Source organism: Xanthomonas sp. WHRI 10207, from assembly GCF_040202975.1.
Taxonomy (GTDB): Bacteria; Pseudomonadota; Gammaproteobacteria; order Xanthomonadales; family Xanthomonadaceae; genus Xanthomonas.
This window is the reverse complement of the sequence record NZ_JBEGDX010000004.1, coordinates 22,303-44,125: the sequence shown is the minus strand read 5'-3', so window position 1 is coordinate 44,125 and position 21,823 is coordinate 22,303. Positions and strand designations below refer to the sequence as shown.

General features: G+C 63.3%; 21 protein-coding genes. 7 read left to right on the top strand and 14 right to left on the bottom strand.

From position 1 onward, the window contains the following. Positions 1–132: 132 nt before the first annotated feature. The 12 genes from ABQU90_RS14440 to ABQU90_RS14385 all read right to left on the bottom strand — a co-directional run bounded on the left by ABQU90_RS14440 (position 133) and on the right by ABQU90_RS14385 (position 10,887). Positions 133–750, bottom strand: a complete 618-nt coding sequence (locus ABQU90_RS14440; RefSeq protein ID WP_323522600.1) for a hypothetical protein — start codon at positions 748–750, stop codon at positions 133–135. Between the two features lie 29 nt (positions 751–779). Then, positions 780–1,355: a hypothetical protein gene (locus ABQU90_RS14435; protein WP_323522601.1), complete on the bottom strand. Its 576-nt coding sequence runs from the start codon at positions 1,353–1,355 to the stop codon at positions 780–782. A 256-nt stretch (positions 1,356–1,611) separates the two neighbouring features. Continuing rightward, a complete protein-coding gene (locus ABQU90_RS14430; protein WP_115554760.1) occupies positions 1,612–2,370 on the bottom strand; it encodes an HAD family hydrolase in 759 nt (252 codons plus the stop codon). A gap of 37 nt (positions 2,371–2,407) precedes the next feature. Continuing rightward, positions 2,408–2,812, bottom strand: a complete 405-nt coding sequence (locus ABQU90_RS14425) for an EF-hand domain-containing protein (protein WP_323522629.1) — start codon at positions 2,810–2,812, stop codon at positions 2,408–2,410. A 238-nt stretch (positions 2,813–3,050) separates the two neighbouring features. Beyond that, positions 3,051–3,407 (bottom strand): EF-hand domain-containing protein, encoded by a 357-nt coding sequence (locus ABQU90_RS14420; RefSeq protein ID WP_323522602.1) that lies wholly within the window; start codon positions 3,405–3,407, stop codon positions 3,051–3,053. A gap of 225 nt (positions 3,408–3,632) precedes the next feature. Continuing rightward, complete coding sequence (locus ABQU90_RS14415) at positions 3,633–4,010, bottom strand: hypothetical protein (protein ID WP_323522603.1); 378 nt, start codon at positions 4,008–4,010, stop codon at positions 3,633–3,635. A 191-nt stretch (positions 4,011–4,201) separates the two neighbouring features. Continuing rightward, positions 4,202–4,396 carry a CPXCG motif-containing cysteine-rich protein gene (locus ABQU90_RS14410; RefSeq protein WP_055847510.1) on the bottom strand — a complete coding sequence of 65 codons (195 nt, stop codon included), beginning with the start codon at positions 4,394–4,396 and terminating at the stop codon, positions 4,202–4,204. A 144-nt stretch (positions 4,397–4,540) separates the two neighbouring features. Next, a complete protein-coding gene (locus tag ABQU90_RS14405; RefSeq protein WP_323522604.1) occupies positions 4,541–5,212 on the bottom strand; it encodes a M15 family metallopeptidase in 672 nt (223 codons plus the stop codon). A 529-nt stretch (positions 5,213–5,741) separates the two neighbouring features. Next, positions 5,742–7,685 carry an XVIPCD domain-containing protein gene (locus ABQU90_RS14400; RefSeq protein ID WP_323522605.1) on the bottom strand — a complete coding sequence of 648 codons (1,944 nt, stop codon included), beginning with the start codon at positions 7,683–7,685 and terminating at the stop codon, positions 5,742–5,744. A gap of 152 nt (positions 7,686–7,837) precedes the next feature. Continuing rightward, complete coding sequence (locus tag ABQU90_RS14395; RefSeq protein WP_323522606.1) at positions 7,838–8,620, bottom strand: hypothetical protein; 783 nt, start codon at positions 8,618–8,620, stop codon at positions 7,838–7,840. A gap of 375 nt (positions 8,621–8,995) precedes the next feature. Further along, entirely contained in the window at positions 8,996–9,913 is a 918-nt protein-coding gene (locus tag ABQU90_RS14390) for a hypothetical protein (RefSeq protein WP_323522607.1), read from the bottom strand. 173 nt (positions 9,914–10,086) lie between these two features. Beyond that, positions 10,087–10,887 (bottom strand): N-acetylmuramoyl-L-alanine amidase, encoded by an 801-nt coding sequence (locus ABQU90_RS14385; RefSeq protein WP_323522608.1) that lies wholly within the window; start codon positions 10,885–10,887, stop codon positions 10,087–10,089. Between the two features lie 500 nt (positions 10,888–11,387). Between ABQU90_RS14385 and ABQU90_RS14380 the strand changes: the two genes are divergently transcribed. From ABQU90_RS14380 to ABQU90_RS14355, 6 genes are all read left to right on the top strand, one after another. Then, positions 11,388–12,794: an SH3 domain-containing protein gene (locus tag ABQU90_RS14380; RefSeq protein ID WP_323522609.1), complete on the top strand. Its 1,407-nt coding sequence runs from the start codon at positions 11,388–11,390 to the stop codon at positions 12,792–12,794. Beyond that, the gene (locus ABQU90_RS14375) at positions 12,791–13,888 is read left to right on the top strand and encodes a dipeptide epimerase (protein WP_323522610.1); all 1,098 of its coding nucleotides are present in this window, start codon (positions 12,791–12,793) and stop codon (positions 13,886–13,888) included. Before ABQU90_RS14380 ends, ABQU90_RS14375 begins: the two co-directional genes overlap by 4 nt. Before the next feature lie 304 nt (positions 13,889–14,192). Further along, positions 14,193–14,969, top strand: a complete 777-nt coding sequence (locus ABQU90_RS14370; RefSeq protein WP_323522611.1) for a L,D-transpeptidase family protein — start codon at positions 14,193–14,195, stop codon at positions 14,967–14,969. Then, the gene (locus tag ABQU90_RS14365; RefSeq protein WP_115514100.1) at positions 14,966–16,273 is read left to right on the top strand and encodes an APC family permease; all 1,308 of its coding nucleotides are present in this window, start codon (positions 14,966–14,968) and stop codon (positions 16,271–16,273) included. The genes ABQU90_RS14370 and ABQU90_RS14365 overlap by 4 nt, the downstream gene beginning before the upstream one ends. An 86-nt stretch (positions 16,274–16,359) precedes the next feature. Further along, positions 16,360–16,857, top strand: a complete 498-nt coding sequence (locus tag ABQU90_RS14360; RefSeq protein ID WP_055847490.1) for a hypothetical protein — start codon at positions 16,360–16,362, stop codon at positions 16,855–16,857. A gap of 155 nt (positions 16,858–17,012) precedes the next feature. After that, positions 17,013–17,345, top strand: coding sequence for a hypothetical protein (locus ABQU90_RS14355; RefSeq protein ID WP_055847486.1), 333 nt, complete (start codon positions 17,013–17,015; stop codon positions 17,343–17,345). Between the two features lie 54 nt (positions 17,346–17,399). On the opposite strand, the gene yiaA is transcribed toward ABQU90_RS14355, so the two are convergent. After that, positions 17,400–17,834: an inner membrane protein YiaA gene (yiaA, locus tag ABQU90_RS14350; RefSeq protein WP_055847483.1), complete on the bottom strand. Its 435-nt coding sequence runs from the start codon at positions 17,832–17,834 to the stop codon at positions 17,400–17,402. A gap of 181 nt (positions 17,835–18,015) precedes the next feature. Here yiaA and ABQU90_RS14345 point away from each other — a divergent pair, with 181 nt between their 5' ends. Further along, positions 18,016–19,194 (top strand): PQQ-dependent sugar dehydrogenase, encoded by a 1,179-nt coding sequence (locus tag ABQU90_RS14345; RefSeq protein ID WP_055847481.1) that lies wholly within the window; start codon positions 18,016–18,018, stop codon positions 19,192–19,194. Between the two features lie 432 nt (positions 19,195–19,626). On the opposite strand, the gene ABQU90_RS14340 is transcribed toward ABQU90_RS14345, so the two are convergent. Further along, positions 19,627–21,798 (bottom strand): glycoside hydrolase family 3 N-terminal domain-containing protein, encoded by a 2,172-nt coding sequence (locus tag ABQU90_RS14340; protein ID WP_323522612.1) that lies wholly within the window; start codon positions 21,796–21,798, stop codon positions 19,627–19,629. Positions 21,799–21,823 lie beyond the last annotated feature (25 nt).

Here is a 21,823-nt window from a genome sequence, read left to right as displayed (position 1 = left end):
GCCGGCCGATGCCAGCGTTAGCGCATTCTCGCCGACCACGCCCTGCGGCGACCAGCTGCACGGCAGCATCGCATCCGCGCGTTGGCGCGTAGACAGCCGACGGGCACCTGGGCTGGCGACATGCCTTGCGCGTTACAACCCCGCCTGCGCTGCGGCGTCGGCCGCTTCGCTGGACTCGCGCGCAGCCTCCAGCCGCTGCGCATGATCGCCGAGCTGGCGACGCAGCAGCGCGTCCAGGGTGATCGGCCGTTCCCAACGGTCGTAACTGGCGACGATGGCATGCCGCAGCGCGCGGACATGCGCGCTATCCGGCTCCACCGACAGCCGTGTGATCACGCCTGCCCACCCGTCATGATGGTCGCGCGTGTAGGCGCGCACGCTGTCGCGGCACGACAGCTGCACTGTGTGGGCCCACGCGCAGGCGAAATAGATGTCGCCGGCATGCCAGCCGTGCACCTGCAACAGTGCCTGCACGTAGCCGCGCGGGGTCTGGGTGTAGCGCGCCACCTCATCGATAAAACTGTCGGGGTAGCGCTGCGCATAGCTCCCCATGTCGGCCAGATGCTGGTCCACCCAGGCATCGCCGGTACCGGGCATCACCGCCGGCGCGGCCTCCTGCGCCTGGCTACCGGCAGCAGGCGCAGGCACGCCCTGCGCGAGCGCCAGCACCGGAACCAGCATGGCCGCCAGCAATGGCAGCGATCGCAACCGAGGTGAGCGTAAGACAGGCATGCCCCGATGATGCCGCATGCTCGCGCCGGTGTCAGGCCACACGCGTGTCAGCGCAGATCGTAGAAGCCGATGGTGCGCACTTCGCGGCAGCCGCTCAGATCGCAAGAGCCCACGTAGCCGGGACCGATGTAACGCTGGCGCGCATCGCGATTGTGCGGGCTGCTGTAAGGGTCCGGCCCATACAGGCCGTTGCCGTAGTAGATCTGCCCATACGGACGGTTGCGCGATGCACCAAACCGTAGTTCGCGGCCATAGCCGTAACCGCCATAGCCACCGCCGTAGCGGACGTCGGAATATCGATCGGCCGAAAACGCAGAACTGCGGTCGCTTGCAGTCGGGCGGGACTGCAATTTCGCGATGCTCTCACCGTGCGCATCCACATAGCCTTGTTCGCTGTCGAAGCGGACGGTGCGGAAATACATGATCTCCCCACCCACCTTGCGCGTGCGAAGACGCACATAGTCGCCCGCATCTTCGTAGTACGGCTGCCCGTCGCGAAAGATCACCTCGCTGGGGTTGATGATTTCTTCTTCGAGCTCGGCAGCCACAAGCGGCGTGGTGCCGGCGAGCAGCCCCAGCGCAACGGCCAGCACTGCACGATGGGTGACGGACAACATGTTCATGGGCAATCCCTCCAAAGTCGGCCATGCACGCCTGCTGGCCGGAACGTCCTGTTGACGGGCACCGCAATGTGCCCGCATGTCGATTCATAGCATCTGCAAACCGGCGACGCAGTAACGACCGCCCTGGCCACTGCAGCTGACGTGGAAGATCCAGCCATTGCCACGGCAGTGCGACCGTTTAAGGCGCGTCGGCACGGAGCACGTATCCCAAGCGGTCGCGACCGCTCCTTCTAACCGCAGACGCGTGCCGCGGCGCTTAGCTTAGCGCGTGCCGCCCAGCCAGCGCATCCAGCGCATGCACGGCGGCCGGCCAGCCTGCGGCATCGGGCACTTCGCGCATGCGCGGCTCGTCGGCAGCGACGCTGTGCTCTTGCTCATGCGCCCAGGTCACCGCGTAGGGGGTGTAGATGCCCCAGCCGCCGATCGCCAGCACCGGCTCCACGTCGGAGCGCAACGAGTTGCCGATCATCACGAAGCGCTGCGCCGGCAGGTCGAATTCGCCGAGCACGCGCGCGTAGGTCTGTGGATCCTTCTCGGACACCACTTCGACTCGCGGGAACAAATCGGTCAGGCCGGACTGCGCGATCTTCTGCTCCTGATGGAACAGGTCGCCCTTGGTGATCAACACCACCGCATAGTCGGCGGCGATGGCGCTGACCGCCTCACGCACCCCGGCGATCACGTCTACCGGATGCTGCAGCGTGGCGCGTCCGATCTCGACGATGCGCTGAATGTCGCGCGCGTCGATGCGGGCGTCGGTCAGTTCGATGGCGGTTTCGATCATCGACAGCGTCATGCCCTTGGCGCCGTAACCGAACACCTTCAGGTTGCGCCGCTCCACTGCCAGCAGGTGCTGCTGCATGCGACTGTCGCCCAGGTCGAGATAGCCGGCCAGGATCGCTTCGAAATCCGCTTCGGCGCTGCGGTAATAGTCCTCGCTTTTCCAGAGGGTATCGTCGCCATCGAAGCCGACCAGTTGAATCGCCTGGCCGTCGCGCTGTGCAAAAGGAGTCATCGCGCAAGTCTAGCAGCGCACCAACGCGCTGCTGCGGTCAGTCGCCCGCGGCGTCGCCCGGTCCGGGTTGATAGCTGGCAAATTCATCGCGCGACAGGCGTCCGTCGCCGTTGCTGTCGAAGTCGCCGAACTTCTCGCGCAGGATCGGGTCGGCACCGGCCTCTGTCGGCGTCAGCGAGCCGTCGGCATCGCGATCCAGGCTGCGGAAGCTGCGCGGCGCCAGCGTCCCGGCAGGCGACGCCACGGAGGACTCGGCACCGCTCCGGGCGCGGGGCGGACCAGAGGGATCGGTGGGTAACAGCGGAGTCGTTGCAGAAGGCGGCGGCTCGATCGGCAAGGGCGACATAGCCGGAGCATTGCTGCCAGGCGGCACAAGCGGTTGCTGCGCGGTGGCCGGCGGCAACTCCGGCGGCGCGGCGAACGCGAGCAGCGGACTGCACAGGCCGGCCAGTAAGGTAACGCGCAGCTGCAACATGGGAAGAAAGCCGGAGTTGGACCGTTTCACCGTAACGGGGATGACGTAAAGAAAACGGGAGCAACCCTGGCAGGCCGCTCCCGTGTGTCCATCCTGTTCGATGGCGCGCCTGCTCTACGGCACGCGGCTCATTCGCTGTTTCTCATCCAGACGCTACTCCTCTTCGATCGATGGAAATCCAAGGGATGTCTCGCGACTGTGCCGATCAGTTCCCCTGCGAGCCGGCTGCGCCACCACCCTGCTGCTTGGCGACGAATGCCTTGTACTCATCCGGGGTCAACTTACCGTCGGTGTTGCCATCGGCCTGGTCGAAAATCTGCGCGAGCCCTGCGTTGACCTGCGCTTCCTGCTTGCTGATCGCGCCGTCGCTGTCGGTATCCACGCTGGCCCAGGTCTGCCCACCACCGCCGGAATTCGAACTACCGGTCGGAGCTCCGGTTGCCGAACTTCCCGACTGCGCTGCGGCATCCTGAGAGGTGCTTTGCGCCATGGCCGGCAGCGCCAGAACGGCAGCAAGAGCGGCAGTGGCGGCGAGCAGCGAGATGCGGTTGCGATTCTTCATTTGGGTGGTCTCCTTGGCTTGGGAATGCACGGTGTCGCCGCACATGGCACCACCCTACCCATCGCAAATGAACGCTCAACCTGCGCTGATTTCCGGCAAAACATCCTTTTAACCACAGCGCCGAGCGTTGTGCGTAGCCGCCTGTTAGCGGCTGGTGAGTCAAACAGAAGCAGCGCATTCAACGTGGAAATTTTTGCGAACTGCGCCGCATTTTTTCGATATGTCTCAGGCGTTCGGGGTATCGTCGTCCCAGCTTCCAGAACTGAACAGTTTCCAACCCAAGACAACGCCGGCGATCGCACCGGCCACTTCGAGGACGACGCGCGAGCCCAGTTCGTTGGGGTCGTGAATCTTTGCCAATGCCAGCCGCGCATACAGCGGCGACTCCAGCCGGACGATGCTGGTGTAGACGAGATTCCAGATGTCGTAGCCGGCACCGATGGCCACGGCAAGCAGGCAGGCGATTCCCAGCGTGTGGCCGTGGGTGAATTGCAGACGTCGGCCGATGTACTCGACTGCGGCGAACAACAGCACCCCAAGCACCAGCGCGATCAAGCCGGCCTCCAGCGAACCGAGCAGGCCGAAGTGCAGGGGCAGGTTCATCGTGACGATCCAGGCAGCAGGCGTGCCAGTCTAGCGGCTAAGGGCAAGGGATCCGGGCGCAAGCCGAATTGGTGGACGAGCGCGCGAACGAGGCAGCAGCGACTGCGTGCCAGGCGTCTGCATGAAGGAGAGTACGGCAGGTCACCCGATCTGCTGCCTCTGAGAGCAAAGGTCTGGTAGGCAACGCCGCTTCAGTCGTCCTGACCACGCGCGGTCACCTGCGCCTCGCCATCCTCGTCCCATTGCACGTTGACCGAAATCGGCTTGCAGCACACCTGGCAATCTTCGATGTACTGCTGATCGCCACCACTGAGATCCAGCGTCAGCGTAATCCACTCCCCGCAATACGGGCAGGCAATATCCAAAAAGCGTTCCGGGTCGGACATGACGATTCCTCAAGCGGCAGGCGCACCGTGACGGTTGGCCGACCAAGCGGCAAACACCGCGCCAAAGACCGCAGTGTACGAGTGATGGACCGACTGCACGCGTAGAACCAGACCGGCAGCCGTTGCGGCCGAGCGTGGGCGCGCTCAGTCCACCGGTACATCGTAAGCGGTATCAGGCGTGGGCTCGGGACGGAAGGTGAAATGCCACCATTCCATCGGATAGTTGGCAAATCCCTCGGCGGCCATCGCACGCAACAGATGCTGGCGATGCGCACGCTGCGCGCTGCTGATCTCGGGTGCATCGGTATGCGCACGCGGATCGAAGAAATCGAAATCGGTGCCCATCTCCACCGCATCACACGCACCGCGCCGGCAGTCGAGCAAGCCCAGGTCCAGGGTCGCGCCGCGGCTATGTCCAGAGGTCTCGGCGATGTAGTCGCCCAACAGCGCCCGCTTGTCCACACGTGGGTAGTACTGCGGCTTGGTCGATTGATCCTGCAGATCCGCCGCCCATGCCACGAATGCATGCACCGCACGCACAGGCCGATAACAGTCGAACACCTGCAAGCGATATCCCGCTGCCTTGAGCGTACGCGTCACCTTGGCCAACGCCTCGGCTGCCGGGTGTAACAGATAACACCGCGGTGCGAGATACCCAGGCACCACGCGTCCGGTGAAGTTATCGCTTCCCGCATAGCGCATGTCGACGACGATCTCCAGCGCAAGCGTGCGCACATCGATCAGGCCAGCTTCTGCAGCAGTGGTCGCCGGCGAAATGACCGGCGCTGCGGTGGCAGCGAAGCATGTGCTTACCAACGACCCTGTAAGTAACAGCCACGGCAGAGCAAGCTTTTGGCAGCTCGAAGGAATCACCGGAATGTGGACTAGGGGTGGATGTGTCATTTGCGAAGCATAGGCGATCGATGCCCCAGGAATTGCCTGGGCGATCTGTGGCTGACGCGGTCTACGCAGGTCGACCTACATCTGGACACTATAGGTCGTGTCAGGATTGCGGCAGCTCGCTGTTACGCGGATGGTCCGACCCGAACCTATTTGTGCCGGGATTTGGGATTTGGGATTTTGGATTTGCTACTTGAGATGCGAGATGCGAGATGCGGATCAGGTCCCTGGCACTGCTCAAATGCATCCACTCAGGCAACTCATCCTGGCGATGCCGGCAATACGCGTGCACCAACCAACGCTTCGCGCGTCGCGACTTCACACGGCGCCGCCCACGTTGTTACAAAGCCACCGTGGCGTGACGCGATCATCGTGCGGCACGTCGATGCGTAAGGCCTCCGTGATACCGACCGCGCCTGGTGGGGCACGGTCGGTATCCCAACGCTTACCGCGACGGAGCAGCCTGCGTTGCCGCCTGCGTTCGCTGGTCTTCCTGCGTTTGCCGCTGAGTTTCGGACGCCAGTTGCTGCTGGCTCTGCTCCAGCGGCACAGTTGCGGCCTGCTGTTTGTCCACGTACGCACGATTGACGTCGAGCGGATTGTTCGGATTGCGCTGCACCGCAATCAAACCCTTGCCGTCGGTACTTGCCACCAGATCATCGATCCGCGACATCCCGCTGACCTTGGCTTCGAACGCGACCTGACCAGCCGCCCGCTGCATTTCGTCACGATTCTTGAAACCGCCATTGGGACCATGCTTTTCAAGTTGGTCCATCGCCTGCTTCATCAGCGGGTTATCGCTGACGGCAGCAGTGGTGTGACGCCCCGGATCAGTAGCCGACTTACCCTGGGCCTGCTGCTTGTTCAGTGCCTCAAGCGTTGCTTTGTCTGCAATCCCGGTCGGCTCGACACCCTTTTCGCGCTGCAGATTTGCGACAACTTCCTTGGTCTTGTCGCCATAGAAACCGGTGCCGCTGAGTAGGTTGCCGCTGTTGTCCTTGATACCCAGTGCGATCAGGCTCTGCTGCATTTCTTTGACATCGCTTCCCTGCTGGCCTGGCTTCAGTGAATCGCGTGCGTCCTGACTGTGAGACTGCGTCTGCTGCCTGTCCTGCAGAAGTTCGCGTGCCTTGGCGATAGGATCGGATACAAATAGTTTTGCGTTCTTGTTCGCTGCCAGATAATCGTCCAGCGGCAGGGTGTTAACACCCTTGGTGCCACTGGATTGGCTGACCTGCAGCTCGCCACTCTTCGGATCACGCACCACCATCAGGATGTGGTCGATGCCTTTCCAGTGCTCGTGCTTGGTATTACCGGCATCCACGCCGATGACCATGCCTTCCTTCAACGCTCCCGGCTTGAATACGTCCTGGCCTTGCAGTAGCACCCCGGAACTGTCGAAGGCCTTCTTGACGATGCCGCCCGAGCCGGTCATGCCCTGCACGAGCATATCCTGACGCCCAAACACGTCTTGGCCGGCTTTCTGATTGATCTCGCGCATGGTGGCGTTCTGCAGCTCGGTCACCCACCCGGAGCAGTCGATATAGCCCTGATCCAGATGCTTGCCGTCCACGCCGGGGTGGTAAAGCTTGTGCCCCTTGATGTTGATGGCGTACTTCACATCGTCATGCTCGATGCCCATCGCGTGCGCGGCGGTGAGCTTGATGCCATCAGCATCTTGCTTGGGTGCAGCTGGCGTGGCCTGCGTCGGGGTCTGGGTCCGCTGCGGCACTGTCTCAGGTGCTCGATCCGACGTCTGACCCGGAGAGACCGGCTTGATACCCTTTTCGGGGATCGAGATATGGTCGAATTTGGTGTCCCAATACTTGACGAAGGTCTTGGCCATGTCCTGATCGGACATCTTCTTGAAGTCTGCCAAGGACGAGCCGGTGTATGCCTCAAACTGTTTTGCACCGGCCCGATCTTTTTCGCCAGGAACATTGTTGAGGATGTTGGAGCGCGTGTCGCCTCGCACGAAATCCCCGGTAGCAACGGCAGCCTGGATCGAGCGATACCCGGCAGCACCTTGCTGATGTGCCATATACATGTCCAGGCCATCTGGCTGAGGCTTGCCAGACAGATAAGGATTGTGGTCGCGATCGTGCTGCCGAGTCAGTGACTTCTGGTTGTCCTGATACAACCGTGCCGCCGCATCCGTATTCGCGACCGCGTCGAGTTCCTGACCACGGATACCGTAGGCCTCGGCAGTACCAGGCGTAAACTGGAACAAGCCCTTGGCTCCTCTTGGTCCACGGCTGGCTTGTTCGTCGAACTTTCCGCCGGTTTCGATATAGGCAAACCGCATGAAGTCATCCACCGGAATGTGGCGCTGCTTTGCTTCGCTTTCGATGATGTTCAAGTTTTCGGATTTCGTGTAATCGCGGGCCATCTCGTCTTACTCCTTGAGGTTGAGAAACAGCGGCATGTGCCGCCAGAGTCAACCGAGCTCGTCCTTTAGCTTGAGTTCGCGGTTAACAAAACGGTTGATGCAACATTCTTACTTCGCAATGCGGCAGCTGCAGCGTCCGCACTGCCCTACTTTTAGCCTGCAACAGGCACGTATTGGCCGCTTGGCTGGTCGTAGCCGTAGCGCACGATGTCTCCTGCTCCAAGCACGCGGATCTCACCTGAGCCGGCGATGGCGGTACCTTGCAGTGCGACCTCCAGCGCGGGCATGGGTGCATCTGTATCGAATTGCACGCGCAAATTTCCCGTACTGGTGACATGCGGAACGCCACCCTCTTCATCCACAGAGGCTCCGTTGTCTTCACCTGCCGGAAGCGTGCCGCGGTAGACCCAACCCTGATAATCGCCCAGATCGTTCTTGTAAGGATCGAACGTAAACAAGGCCAGTCCATTGCTGGTCACGCCATTACTGAAGCTGGACGTCGGCACTGCCAATAACAGATGCCCGTTATTCAGTACAAACGATTGGGTTGGACGTTTGTCATCGAATGCATCGGCGCGCTCGTAGCCGCCAAAGGTGCCTACGTGCTGCTGCGCATGGAACAGCATCCACGGCCGCTCACTGCCCGGCGCGACCAGCTGAAAGGTGGCTTGGCTGATGGACACGCCTTGGCCTGGATCTGGAAACGTCTCTGCAGGGTCGTTGCCATACTTGTTCGGCGACGCGTACGCAAAGCCGGTGTAGTAATGCTTGCCTTCAAGCTCAAAATGCTGACCGCACCAGAAGGTTGCCACCGCGCCATTATCGATCTCGTACGAGGTAGCCCCATCTCCGTCAATGCCGTAAATCAGATAAAGCACGCTAACTGCGTAGGGCGCCACATCGGTCACTGCGACGACCGCTTTTTCACTGGACATAGCCATAACATCCTGTTGTCGTTAAGAAGACGAAAGCCTCCAGCTGACGTGCACTGCTGCCGGTTGCGGCCGCCGCATGCCACCATCCTGTGACTCCACATACACGGCGCGGCCCACAGGCAGCGCAGCTGCTTGTGGGGCGGAACGGACAATAACGATCAAGTCCAGCCCCGGCACCGGGGGCGGCAATGGTGGCTGCGCTTGGCAAGCCACAAACCGGCAATTTCATCCGGTCTATCGGGCGAGTGCAGCATCCATTGCCGCTCACGAATAACCCGCCTGAACATCAGGCCCCGTTGGAGTAGCTTAACCAGTTCTTCGAGCTACCGCCATCTGGCCGGCGCATCCGCCGAAAAGCCAGATGGCAGAAGGTGCTCACTGATCCAGCGGCGGGGTGTACTGCTGCTTGGACGCGTCGAAGGTGTAGGTCACCGTATCGGCGGCGTCCAGGACACGGACCTTGCCTGGACCGGAGACGGCAGTGCCTGTCATGACAACGCGCAGCGTCGGCATGGAACCAGTCTTGTCCGGTTCAAAGCTCAGCGTCCCGCTGCTGGAGGCGCATTTCATCGTCCCGCCGTCGTCGCACGCTGCGCTGTTGTCTTCACCGGTCGCAACGGTACCCAAGTAAACCCAGCCCTTGTAATCGCCGAGGTCGTTCTTGTTCGGGTCGAAGCTGAAAATAGCGAAGCCCAGGATGCTGACGCCGGTTGCGAACCGTGTGGTCGGCACCGCCAGAAGCAGGTGGCCGTCCTTGGTTTCGGTGCTTTGCGATTTGCGTTTCTCATCGAGTGGATCGGCTTTCTCGTTCGCGCCGAAATCGCCGGCCCACTGCTGGGCGTGGAACAGCGTCCAGGTCGGCTTGCCGTGCACTGCGTCCAGCACATACGTCGCCTGGCTAATGCTGACCCCAACACCGGGATCTGGGCCGTCGCTTTCCTCTGCCTTGCCATACTTTCCGGGCCCGGCATTGGCGAAGCCGGTGTAGTAGTGCTTGCCGCCCAAGTCGAAGCGATAGCCATACCAGAAAGTGGCCAGCGCACCGTTGTCGACGGTGTAGGACGCTGAGCCGTCGCCCTTCATTCCATAAACGTCGTTCAGCACTTGCCCAGGAGCCGGCACCTCAGTGGCCACCTGCTGGGGCTGCGCTGCGGGAGACGTCGTCGGTGTTGCGGCTGCCGTCTCGGTAGGCGCAGGCGGCGCGCCGGCCTGCGCCGTGTCGCTGGCCTTGTCCGAACAACCGGCAAGGACCAGCATCGTTGCCGCCCACAGTGCTGTCTTCCTGAGACTCATCACGCGACATCCTTTCAATTGTTGGCGGGGGAAAATCCTATCAAGAATGCGCTGCAGATCCAGTGGATTTACAAAAGCGCAGCAATCACGAAAGGCACCCACCTACTTCCACACCTAACGCGGCCCGCTATGCCGCCAATGGAACCCGTCTTCCCGCGCGATGATGCACCGCGTCACTTGGCTTCGAGCTCACCCGGAGTCAGTGGCACAGCGGGAGAAGTGGTAAGTCGTGTCAGCGCATGCAGGATCCGCAGATCCTCGGCATCCAGCGTACTGGCGGTGTTGCCGCGATAGTGGTGATGGAAGGCCTGCAGCGTGGCGGCGGGGTCGTCGAGGCTATAGCCCAGCAATGCAAGCGCCTGCCATGGATCGAAGCCTGCCGGTGCCGGCGGAGCGTCCGGCGCGGGCCAGCGGCCGAAGCCGGCATCGGCCAGTCGTTTCCAGGGAAACAGCGGGCCCGGGTCGTTCTTGCGTGTAGGAGCGACGTCTTCATGACCGACGATCTGGGTGCGCGGGATCCGCAGACGCGTGCACAGGTCTTGCAGCAAGACCAGCAGGCTGTCGATCTGCGCTGGCGCGAACGCTTCGCTGCCGTCGTTGTCCAGTTCAATGCCGATCGAAGCCGAATTGATGTCGGTGATGGTGCCCCAGCGACCGGAACCGCCATGCCAGGCGCGCTGCGCGTCGCTGACCAATTGGTAGCGCTGCCCATCCTCGCCGATCAGGTAATGCGCACTGACGCGGCCGCCGCTGTTGCGCCCACGCAACGTGCTCAGGCTCTGCTGCACCGAGTGCTGGTCGGTGAAGTGCAGCACGATCAGAATCGGCCGCCGGGTGTCGTAATTGGGCGACGGCACCCACTGCGCAAGCGGGTTGCGCTGCGGCGCATGCGCGCAAGCACCCAGCGACAACGCAGCCAGGCAGACCAGTGCCCGCAGCCAGGCCGATGAACACGATTGGGAAATAGGCGACATCGGGTTTCTCTTGACGGGCATTCAGAGCGGCTGACACCAGGTGGCAAGCAGTCGCCAGATGGACACAGACGCGTACAACTGCAGTGTACGAGAGGCGATGCCGATTCCGCGTCGTGGCCGCGTCCGCTGACAGCCACTGCAGTTATGTATGACTGGTCGCAAACCTTCGCCCGCGACCGCTGCGGCATGCAGCTTCCGGCAACGGTATGGTCTGCCGAGTGCCGCAGGTGCGGGTGGCAAGGCAACGCGCCAGCGTTGGCGCGGCGGCAAGGCGCGCGGCAACGACCACTCGACCGACGCGTCTCCCATGGCAGCAGCATGTCATCACACCTCAGGGAATCACGCGACGTTGCAAAGCGATCACCGCTGGCAGTCTCCGCACCGCGAGGCGTCCCGCGTACACTCCCGATCAGGCTCGCAGTTGCAGCAAAAGGAGGCCGGCACGCTGTTGTTCCCTCCACGCTGCACTGCACGCCACATGCATTCATCCAGAGCTTTTCATGCCACTGTTGCGCCGCCTGCTGACGTTGCTGCTGATCGCACTCGCGCTGCCGTGCGGCGCCGCGCCCGCGAGCATGTCCGCTTCGCAAGCCGCACCCTTCGCCGTCAGCGACGCGCAACTGACGCCGGACTACTGGATCCAGCGCAGCGGCAATGCGCAGGCGCCGCATTTGAACGCCGCACAGATCGCAACCTTCAATGCCCGCCTGTTGCGCGACGATGCGTCCATGCACGATCTGCCGCAGCTGCCCAAGGTCATGCCCAGCGCTGCAGTGCGAGCGCGGATCGAGGCGCTGTCGGCGCCACCAACCCGTGCGTTGTACGGTACGGATGGACAGCGTATCGACGCAGCGCGCCTGTCGGAGCTGCGCCGCACGCTGGCATTGGACGCAATTCCTGAAAACGTGGCACCGCACTTCGCACTGGTCGTCCAGCGCGCGGCACTGCGCACCTTCCCTACCTCCCAGCGCGTGTTCACCAGTCCCGACGATCTTGATATCGACCGCTTTCAGGAGTCCGCGCTGTATCCAGGCATGCCGGTGGCTGTGCTGCACACCAGTGCCGATGGCGCGTGGCGGTTTGTGCTTGCGGCCAACTACGCGGCGTGGATCGCTGCCGACAAGATCGCCGAAGGCCGTCGCGAGCAGGTGCTGCAGTACGCGCACCGCAGCCCACGCATACTCGTCACCGGTGCACGCGTGCAAACCGCGTACACCCCCGAACTGCCTGCCCTCTCGGCACTGTCGCTGGACATGGGCACCAGCCTACCCCTGCATGCCGACTGGCCACCGCAACAGCCGGTCAACGGACAACTGCCGCTGGCGGCCCACGTAGTGCAACTCCCAGTGCGCGATGCCGATGGTCGCTTGCAACTGCTGCCTGCCCTGATCCCGCGTGGCGCCGATGTGCGCATTGCCCCCTTGCCCGCGACCGATGCCGCATTGCTGCGCCAGGCGTTCAAGTTTCTGGGCGAACGCTACGGCTGGGGCAACGATTACGACGCCCGCGATTGCAGTGGGTTTGTGCTGGATATCTATCGCAGTCTGGGGATTGCGCTGCCACGCAATACCGGCGATCAGGCGCGCAGCCCGGTGCTGCGCACTGTTGCGTTCGATGCACGCGCGCCGCGGTCGCAACGTCTGCAGCAGCTGGCGCTGCTGCGCATCGGCGACCTGATCTATATCCCCGGTCACGTGATGTTGGTGATCGGGCATGAGCACGGCACACCGTGGGTGATTCACGATGTCGCCGGCGCCAACTATCGCGCTGCCGATGGCAGTGTGCAGCGCGCGCGCTTGAACGGCGTTTCGGTGACGCCGCTGTTGCCATTGCTGGCCACCGATGGCACACCCTTCATCGACCACATCACTCGCATCCAGCGCATCGCGCCGATCGGCTCCCCATGAAGATCACCGGCTTCCGCCTCGGCATGCTGCGCGTGCCATTGAAAACACCGTTCAAGACCGCGGTGCGCACCGTGCAGGCGATCGAAGACGTGGTAGTGCTGCTGCAAACCGATAGCGGACATATCGGGTACGGCGCGGCACCGGCGACCGCGCCGATCACCGGCGATACGCACGGCAGCATCATTGCCGCGATCCAGCAGTGCATCGCACCGCGTTTGATCGGCCAGGATGTAGCCGATCTCAATCGGCTGTGCGGTCTGGTGCAGCATGCGCTGGAACGCAATACCAGCGCCAAGGCCGCGGTGGAAATCGCGCTCTACGATCTATGGGCGCAGTCCTTCGGTGCGCCGCTCTATCAGTTGCTCGGCGGCGGCACGCCGCGTATCACCACCGACATCACCATCAGTGCCGATAGCATCGACATCATGGTCGCGCAGGCGCAGGCGGCATTGGCGCGCGGCTATCGATCGCTGAAGATCAAAGTGGGTAAGGACAGCGCGTCGGATGTGGAACGCGTCAAGGCGATCCACGCAGCCGTCGATGGGAGCGCATCGCTGCGCCTGGATGCCAACCAGGGCTGGACACCCAAACAGGCGGTGCGCAGCATGCGTACGCTGGAGGACGCCGGCATCGTGCTGGAATTGCTCGAACAACCGGTCAAGGCCGCCGATATCGATGGCCTGGCCTTCGTCACCGCGCGTATCGACACCCCGGTGATGGCCGACGAAAGCGTGTTCTCACCATCGCAGGTGATCGACCTTCTCCAGCGTCGCGCGGCCGACATCGTCAACATCAAACTGATGAAGACCGGCGGCCTGTCCAGTGCCATCCGCATCGCCGATATCGCTGCGCTGTACGGCGTGCCGTGCATGATCGGATGCATGATCGAATCCAGCATCAGCGTTGCGGCAGCCGTGCATCTGGCGGTGGCCAAGGCAGACAGCATCACCCTGGCCGATCTGGATGCGCCGGCGCTGGGACAGTTCGACCCCACCGAGGGCGGCGTGCAGTTCGATGAGGCGCAGATCCATATCGACGATTCGCCGGGGCTGGGTATCCGCCGTATCCGCGGGTTGGAGCTGTTGCCCGACTGACTTGGCCGTTGCAAGCGGCATGTCGGGCGGCAAGTAACCGAGCACGCGATTAGGAATATGCGCATTTCCTAACCAGCCGCTTGCGCGATCCATGCCGTACAAAAACGACGCACGCAGCGATCGTGATTCCAGCGCAGCACTGTAAAGACGCACATGCAGTCGACATCGCCATGCGCCACACACGCGCATTGCTGGGTACAGTAGGCCTGCCCCACCCGACACCATCGGTTACGGTAGGCGTGCCGTCATCCACACAGATGCATCGCCACTCTCACCAGTTCGTCCCCTGCCGTCCGGAGCCCGCATGCGCCTTGCCATCCTGTTGCGATACACCCTGCTCCTGGCGCTGGCACTGTGTAGCAATGGCGCCGCCGCAGGCGAACCGATCGAAGCGCTGCAGCAGGCACGCGCACTGATCGTGGTGACCACGCCGGACTGGAACAGCACCCAGGCGCGGCTGCAGACCTTTACGCGTGTCGATGGCCAATGGACGCCGGCCGCGCCAGGCTTTGCGGTCGCACTCGGCCGGCATGGCAGCGCCTGGGGCGAAGGTCTGCACCCGGCGCAATCGCAAGGCCCACAGAAGCGCGAAGGCGATGGCCGCAGCCCGGCCGGGGTCTTTGCCATCGGCCCGGCATTTGGCTATTCCGCCAGCATCGACAGCGCCATGCCGTATCAGGCGATGAGCGCCACGCATTACTGCATGGATGTGCCCAGCTCGCCGCTGTACAACCGCATCGTCGATGCCGCGCAGGTCGGTAAAGCGGCGGTGGCCGGTTCCACCGAGCCGATGCGCCTGGACCTGCGCCATCCCGGCGATGCGCGGTATCGCGAAGGTTTCGTCATCGCGCATAACCCCAACAATATTGCCGGGCGCGGCAGCTGCATCTTTGCGCATCTGTGGCGCACTCCGGGGCAGTTCACCGCCGGCTGCACGGCGATGCAGCCGGCAGACATGCAGCGTCTGCTGGCCTGGTTGAAACCCGCGGACAAGCCGCTCTTCGTGTTGCTGCCGCGCGCCGACTACGCGCGCCTGCAAGCGCAGTGGCAGTTGCCCGAGCTGGTCGAGGCCGCACCATGAGCACGCCGGCGCCCCCGTCCGATAGCACCGGCCTGGTGCGTGTGGTCAGCCGCTGGCAGATCGTCGGCTTATCGATCAACGATGTTATCGGCAGCGGCATCTATCTATTGCCCGCAGCCACCGCGGCACTGCTGGGGCCGATGAGCCTGTGGGCGGTGATGCTGGCCGGGCTGGCGGTGGCCTTGCTGGTGCTGTGTTACGCGCAGGCGGCAAGCTATTTCGATACGCCCGGCGGCAGTTACCTCTACACGCGCGAGGCGTTTGGCCCCTTTGTCGGGTTTCAGATCGGCTGGATGATCTGGCTCACCCGTATCAGTTCGGCAGCGGCCTTGAGCAACGGGCTGGCCGATGCGGTGGCGCGGTTCTGGCCCACCGCTTCCACCGATGCATGGGCGCGCACCTTGGTCGTGGTCGGCTCGCTAGGTGTGCTGACCGCGATCAACGTCATCGGCGTCAAGTCGGCTGCGCGCACCGGCATCGCCCTGGTGATCGGCAAACTGGTGCCGTTGCTGTTGTTCGTGGCAATCGGGCTGTTCTATGTGGATTGGTCGTGGGCGTTTGCCGGCAAATCTCCTGACCTGCGCGACCTGGGCAATCTCGGCGAGGCCGCCCTGCTGCTGCTGTTTGCGTATGCAGGTTTCGAAAACATTCCTGCAGCGGCCGGCGAATACCGCAACCCGCGCCGCGACGTGCCATTTGCGCTCATCACCATGATAGTCACGGTGACCGTGATCTATGCCGCCGTACAGGTCGTCGCGCAAGGGACGTTGCCCAATCTTGCGGCTTCGCCCACCCCGTTGGCGGATGCGGCCAGCGGCTTCGGCGGCGAGGCGCTGGCGCTGATTCTCACCGTGGGCGCCACCATTTCCATCCTGGGCACGACCAGCAACACAGTGATGCTCGGTCCGCGCTTTCTGTTCGCGCTCGCGCAGGACGGTTACGGGCCGGCGTTTCTGGCACGCGTGCATCCGCGCTTTCATACCCCCGCAGCCGCGGTGCTCACCCAGGGCGTGTTGTCGCTGGCGCTCGCATTGTCGGGCTCGTTCACCCAGCTGGCGCTGCTGTCGATGGTCACGCGCTTGTTCGCCTACATCGGCACGGCGGCGGCGGTGATCGTACTGGCGCGCCGCTATCGGCAACGTACCGACACGCTACGATTGCCGGGAGGCCCACTCATTCCCATCGCTGCGTTGTTGCTGTCGCTCGGCTTGCTGGCCAGCGCCAGCTGGCAAAATCTGGCAGCGGCAGGCGTGGCATTGCTGGTGGGCTGGGCGTTTTACCTGTTTCCGCGCAAGACGGTGTAGCAGCTTCGCAACACGCTCGCGCCGCGCTCACGCAGGTCTAACCAGGCACGCCCAACGCTGCACTCTCACTTGCATGGGAGCTTGCGATGAAACTGCGTCGCGTCTACAGCACACCTGATCTTGAAAGCGCGCAACGCGTACTGCAGTCCGCACGCAGCGCCGGCATCGACAATGAGGCGTTGTCGCTGATCGCCCGCTCGGATATCGAACTGCACGACGTACCGGACGAGCGCAAGGACGCCAAAACTGATTTTGTACCGGCCGCAGCGCGCGGCGCGGCCACCGGTGGCGCGGCCGGGTTGGTGGCAGGCCTGGTGGCAGTCGCTGTGCCGCCAATCGGCCTGACCCTGGCCGGCGTTGGCGTCATGGCACTGGCCGGCGCGCTGGTGGGCAGTTGGTCGTCGGCCCTGATCGGCGCCACCGTGCCCGACCCGGTGCGTCGTCAGTTCGAGGACGAAATCGAAGCCGGCCGCATCTTGGTCGTCATCGATGCCGACGAACAGGCGCTGCAGGCCGCGGAGCCGTCAATCGTCGCTGCCGGCGCCAAGCCGCTGCCGTATGAGGCAGCGTCTGCTGCGGTATGAAAGGCATCGCACGCGGATAAACGCAGCACGCCTGTTTGGAGCGATGCATGAGCGAAGCTGCAACGTCGCCTTGACCCAACCGTCACCCCGCGTGCCGCGCTGTTAACACGCCGCTGCCTAAGTTGGTCCGCACATTCGCAATGACGGAGACGAGCATGAACGTGCCGTATCAGATTCCAGGCCGCGCGCCGGACGAAGACCGCAGCCAGAACGTATCCAGCTATTGGCGTGAACGTTTTACTGAAGAGCCGTATTACACCGAAGGCGACCGTTACGAAGATTACGAAAGCGCTTATCTGGTCGGGCATGAAGCACGGATCCGCGAGAATGCGCGCGCCTACGATCAGGTCGAAGCCGAACTGCATCGCGATTGGGAAGCCAAGCGCGGCACCGATGGCCTGAGTTGGAGCAAGGCCCGACACGCGGTCAAGCGCGCGTGGGAAAACGCAGCGGATTTCGTCTCGGGCGACAGCAAGCCAAAGCCGTAAACAAACAACGCCACCGTCGAGGTGGCGTTGTTGTATCAACAAGAGAGTTTTCCGTCAGTCGAGCGGCGGCGGTGCGACACGCGAGGTGTGCTGGGTTGCGTCTGCATCCATCGCATCGCGCGTATTTTTCTGCACGGCGACTGCGCCAAACAGGCTCAACGCATACGCCATTGCATAAAAGCCTTTTTCGCTCAGCAGCAACGTTGCGTTGATCAAGCCGATCGCCAGCAGCACCAGGGCGATGATCAGCGAGAACCAGCAGATGGCATAGTAAAGACCTGTCACCGGAATCCCGTCCGCGCGGTCACGCACGCTTTTTTGCAATGACACCGAGGCGAACAGACCAAACAACAGCAGCGTGAAGTAGTAGCCCTTCTCGTTGAGCAACATCTGCGCGTTCCATAAGCCGATCAGATACGCAGCGCTGCCTGCCAACAAGGCAGCCCACGACGCAGCGATAAAGGCGGGCGAGGTTTTTTGCGTGGCCATGGAAACTCCTTTTCATGGTGAAACTGCAGGATGAAACAACGATGTGAGACGCGGCCGACCTGCGGAGAGTGATCTGCGACAGGGCGGCCCCGCTAGCGTCGTGTAAGGTACTTGAAAACCCGACGCGGAACACGTTGTGGGAGGGCTGCAGCGTGACCGTGCCTATCCCCTGGAGGACCTCATGTCTATCCGTCGTCTGCTTGCTCTGGCCTGTTCGGCCACTCTGTTCGCCACCGGCGCCGCGCTGGCCGCACCTGCGGCCGCCCCGGCCGCCTCCATTCCCAAGGCGCAATGGCCATTCCAGGCCACCACCGTTGCCGACTTCGACGAACCCTGGGCGATGACCTTCCTGCCCGATGGCACGCTGTTGGTCAGCGAAAAGCGCGGCGCATTGATGCGTCTGGACCCCAAGACCAATCGCAAGAGCGCCGTGACCGGTGTGCCGGCGGTCGCTTACGGCGGCCAGGGCGGGTTTGGCGATGTTCTGGCCCATCCGCGCTTCGCCAAGAATGGCCTGGTCTATGTGAGCTACGCCGAACCGGGCCAGGGCGACATCCGCGGCGCGGCAGTCGCGCGTGCCAAGCTCACATTGGATGCTACCGGTGGCGGCACCTTGTCCGACCTCAAGGTGATCTGGCGTCAGAGCCCCAAGGTGTCCGGTAATGGCCACTTCGGCCATCGGCTCGCTTTCGGCCCCGATGGCAAGCTGTGGATCACCTCCAGCGAGCGCCAGAAGTTCGATCCGGCGCAGGACATGAAAGCCAATCTCGGCAAATTGATCCGCCTCAACGACGACGGCAGCGTACCGGCCGACAATCCGTTCGCCGCGCAGGGTGGCGTGGCTGCACAGGTGTGGTCGCTGGGGCATCGCAACATCCTGGGCATCGCATTCGACGGCAGGGGCCGGTTGTGGGAACACGAGATGGGTCCGGCCGGCGGCGATGAGCTCAACCTGATCCAGCGCGGCGCCAACTATGGCTACCCGATCGTCTCCAATGGCGACCACTATGACGGCCGGCCGATTCCCGACCACAACACGCGCCCGGAGTTTGCCGCGCCCAAGATCAGCTGGACGCCAGTGATCTCGCCGGCAGGTTTTGTGATCTACAACGGCGCGCAGTTCCCGGCGTGGCGCGGCCAGGGCTTTATCGGCGGCCTGTCGTCGATGGCGCTGGTGCAGGTCTCGCTGGGCGATCAGCCACGCGAAGTGGCCCGCTACGACATGGGCGCACGCATCCGCGAAGTGGAGCAAGGTCCCGACGGCGCGCTGTGGTTGCTGGAAGACGAAGCCAGCGGCAGCACCGGGCGTCTGCTCAAGCTCACGCCCAAGAGCAAGGCTGCGGTCGAAAACGACGCGTGATCGGCCTGAGATAGGCCAGTGCCGGCACTGCCTGCGCGTCGATGCACGCAGGCAGTGCACCGCGGCGTCTCGGCGCGCGTTCTGCCGTCCGTCAGCAGTCACATCAATGGCGGCGATTCTGTCTCGCCGGCGCGCTGCATGCGCCACAAACGCAATCTGTCACTGCCAGCGTAAGCCTGTGTGCTAACGCGCTTGGACGCGCTTGTCTCCGCAGCGACGATGACTCAACGCGTGCATGCATGGGTGCGCCAATCTCAACACGCACCTGCGCTGCGACAGCAGGCCAGGCCACGCTCCCCCTGCCCCATCACGCGCTACTTGCCGCTAACAGCACAAGCTACAGTCAGTGGCGTTGGTCACGTCTTGCACGCGATCTCATTGCAGCAGACTGCCTATCGACGCGACGGCACACCACCGCCTTGACCAGCGCGCTCAGGCGCCAAGCAACTCGAACGTCACCGCTTCGCCACTCTTGGCCGACGCGCACACCCACACATCGAACACGCCGGGCTCTGCACCGAACACGCCCTTGGGATTGGTAAACGCCAGCGCATCGCGCGTCAGCGTGAACACCACATCCTTGTGTTGGCCGGGTTGCAACAACACCTTGCGGAACCCCTTGAGCTCGCGCACCGGGCGCACCCGGCTTGCCACGCGATCGTGCACATACAACTGCACCACTTCTTCGCCGGTCACGGTTCCGGTATTGGTCACGCGCGTGGTGATGGTCAGCGTGTCGCCCCAACCAAGTTGCGCGGCGCTCAACTGGGGCTGCGCATAGGCAAACGTGGTGTAGCTCAGGCCATGCCCAAACGGATACAGCGGTTCGTTGGGCATTTCGCGCCAACGCGCCTTGTATTCGGACAACGTCGGCAGCTCGGGACGGCCGGTGCGCAGATGATTGTAGAAATATGGCTGCTGCCCGGTGACCTGCGGAAAGCTGATCGGCAGGCGCGCGGACGGGTTGTAGTCGCCGAACAACACATCGGCCACGCCGGTGCCGGTCTGGGTGCCCAGATACCACGTCACCGCAATCGCCTCGGCGTCGCGTACCGCGCCATGCAGCGCCAACGCGCGGCCGTTGCGCAACAGCACCACGATGGGCGTGCCGGTGGCGGCAACCGCTTCGGCCAGCGCCTGCTGCGCCGGCGGCAACGTAATGTCGGTACGCGACTGCGCCTCGCCGCTGAAGCGCTGCGGCTCGCCGAGTGCCAGCACCACCACATCGGCGGCCTGTGCGGCATCGATGGCCGCCGAAATACCGCCCGGCAGCGCCTCTTCCAGGCCACAGCCCTGCACAACGCTCAGATCATCGGTGCCGACCACGGCGCGCACGCCCTGCTCCAGGGTCACGTAACGTGCCTTGTCGCCGAACAATGTCCAGCACCCTTCGATGTTCTCGCGGTCCTGCACGAACGGGCCAATCAACGCGATCCGCTGCCCGCTCTTCTTCAGCGGCAGCAGCGCGCCGTCGTTCTTCAGCAACACGATCGAACGCCGCGCCGCATCGCGCGACAACGCATCGTGTGCAGGCAAGTGAGCATTATCGGCTTCGCGCGCCGGGTCCAGCGAGCGATACGGATTGTCGAACAGGCCAATGGCCTCTTTCAGCTGCAACATGCGACGCACGCTGGCATCCAGCGTGGCCATCGGCACCTCGCCGCTTTCCACCAGCGACGGCAGATGTGCGGCATAGAAACCGCTCTGCATGCTCAGGTCCAACCCGGCCAGAAACGCCTTCTTGGTCGCATCGCGCTCATCGGCGGCGTAGCCGTGCGCGATCAATTCCATATCGGCGGTGTAGTCGGAAATCACCACGCCCGGAAACTGCCATTCACCGCGCAGGATCTCGGTCAGCAATTCGTGGTTGGCACTGGCCGGCACGCCGTTGATGTCGTTGAAGGAAGACATCACCGTCAATGCGCCGGCATCGAAAGCGGCCTTGAACGGCGGAAGATGCACATCGCGCAGCGTCTGCGGCGCGATATCGACGGTGTTGTATTCCATGCCCGCCGCCACCGCACCATAGGCGGCAAAGTGCTTCGGGGTCGCCAGCAGGCAATCGTCGGCGGTGAGGTCGCCGCCCTGAAAACCGCGCACGCGCGCGGCGGCAAACGCGGCGCCCAGTAATACGTCTTCGCCGGCGCCTTCCGCGCCACGGCCCCAGCGCTGGTCGCGCGCGATGTCCACCGCCGGTGCGTAGGTCCAGTGCAGGCCGGCGGCGGTGGCTTCGATCGCGGTGGCGCGCGCGGTGCGCTCGGCCAACTCGGGCTCGAAGCTGGCCGCTTCGCCCAACGGGATCGGGAACACCGTGCGCATGCCGTGAATCACGTCCGCGGCCAGGATCACCGGAATGCCCAGGCGGCTTTCTTCGACCGCCACCTTCTGGATCTGCACGCCCAGCGCGGCGCCAACGCCATTGAACAGCGAGCCCACCCTGCCCTGCCGCACCTGCTGCAGCACCTCGTCGGCGTTGAGCACATTGGCTTCGGGATTCACGTCCGGTGCGAACGGCCGCACCATGTCGGCGAACACACCCAACTGTCCGACCTTCTCTTCGACGGTCATCCGGGCAATCAGGGTTTCGATGCGATCAGCAGCCATGAGATCCTTGAGAAAACGTTTACAT

Excerpts from the sequence above, each read along its gene's own strand:
- ABQU90_RS14440 (WP_323522600.1), bottom strand. The coding sequence starts at position 750 with ATGCGGCATCATCGGGGCATGCCTGTCTTACGCTCACCTCGGTTGCGA.
- ABQU90_RS14435 (WP_323522601.1), bottom strand. The coding sequence starts at position 1,355 with ATGAACATGTTGTCCGTCACCCATCGTGCAGTGCTGGCCGTTGCGCTG.
- ABQU90_RS14430 (WP_115554760.1), bottom strand. The coding sequence starts at position 2,370 with ATGACTCCTTTTGCACAGCGCGACGGCCAGGCGATTCAACTGGTCGGC.
- ABQU90_RS14420 (WP_323522602.1), bottom strand. The coding sequence starts at position 3,407 with ATGAAGAATCGCAACCGCATCTCGCTGCTCGCCGCCACTGCCGCTCTT.
- ABQU90_RS14415 (WP_323522603.1), bottom strand. The coding sequence starts at position 4,010 with ATGAACCTGCCCCTGCACTTCGGCCTGCTCGGTTCGCTGGAGGCCGGC.
- ABQU90_RS14410 (WP_055847510.1), bottom strand. The coding sequence starts at position 4,396 with ATGTCCGACCCGGAACGCTTTTTGGATATTGCCTGCCCGTATTGCGGG.
- ABQU90_RS14400 (WP_323522605.1), bottom strand. The coding sequence starts at position 7,685 with ATGGCCCGCGATTACACGAAATCCGAAAACTTGAACATCATCGAAAGC.
- ABQU90_RS14395 (WP_323522606.1), bottom strand. The coding sequence starts at position 8,620 with ATGTCCAGTGAAAAAGCGGTCGTCGCAGTGACCGATGTGGCGCCCTAC.
- ABQU90_RS14390 (WP_323522607.1), bottom strand. The coding sequence starts at position 9,913 with ATGAGTCTCAGGAAGACAGCACTGTGGGCGGCAACGATGCTGGTCCTT.
- ABQU90_RS14385 (WP_323522608.1), bottom strand. The coding sequence starts at position 10,887 with ATGTCGCCTATTTCCCAATCGTGTTCATCGGCCTGGCTGCGGGCACTG.
- ABQU90_RS14380 (WP_323522609.1), top strand. The coding sequence starts at position 11,388 with ATGCCACTGTTGCGCCGCCTGCTGACGTTGCTGCTGATCGCACTCGCG.
- ABQU90_RS14375 (WP_323522610.1), top strand. The coding sequence starts at position 12,791 with ATGAAGATCACCGGCTTCCGCCTCGGCATGCTGCGCGTGCCATTGAAA.
- ABQU90_RS14370 (WP_323522611.1), top strand. The coding sequence starts at position 14,193 with ATGCGCCTTGCCATCCTGTTGCGATACACCCTGCTCCTGGCGCTGGCA.
- ABQU90_RS14365 (WP_115514100.1), top strand. The coding sequence starts at position 14,966 with ATGAGCACGCCGGCGCCCCCGTCCGATAGCACCGGCCTGGTGCGTGTG.
- ABQU90_RS14360 (WP_055847490.1), top strand. The coding sequence starts at position 16,360 with ATGAAACTGCGTCGCGTCTACAGCACACCTGATCTTGAAAGCGCGCAA.
- ABQU90_RS14355 (WP_055847486.1), top strand. The coding sequence starts at position 17,013 with ATGAACGTGCCGTATCAGATTCCAGGCCGCGCGCCGGACGAAGACCGC.
- yiaA (WP_055847483.1), bottom strand. The coding sequence starts at position 17,834 with ATGGCCACGCAAAAAACCTCGCCCGCCTTTATCGCTGCGTCGTGGGCT.
- ABQU90_RS14345 (WP_055847481.1), top strand. The coding sequence starts at position 18,016 with ATGTCTATCCGTCGTCTGCTTGCTCTGGCCTGTTCGGCCACTCTGTTC.
- ABQU90_RS14340 (WP_323522612.1), bottom strand. The coding sequence starts at position 21,798 with ATGGCTGCTGATCGCATCGAAACCCTGATTGCCCGGATGACCGTCGAA.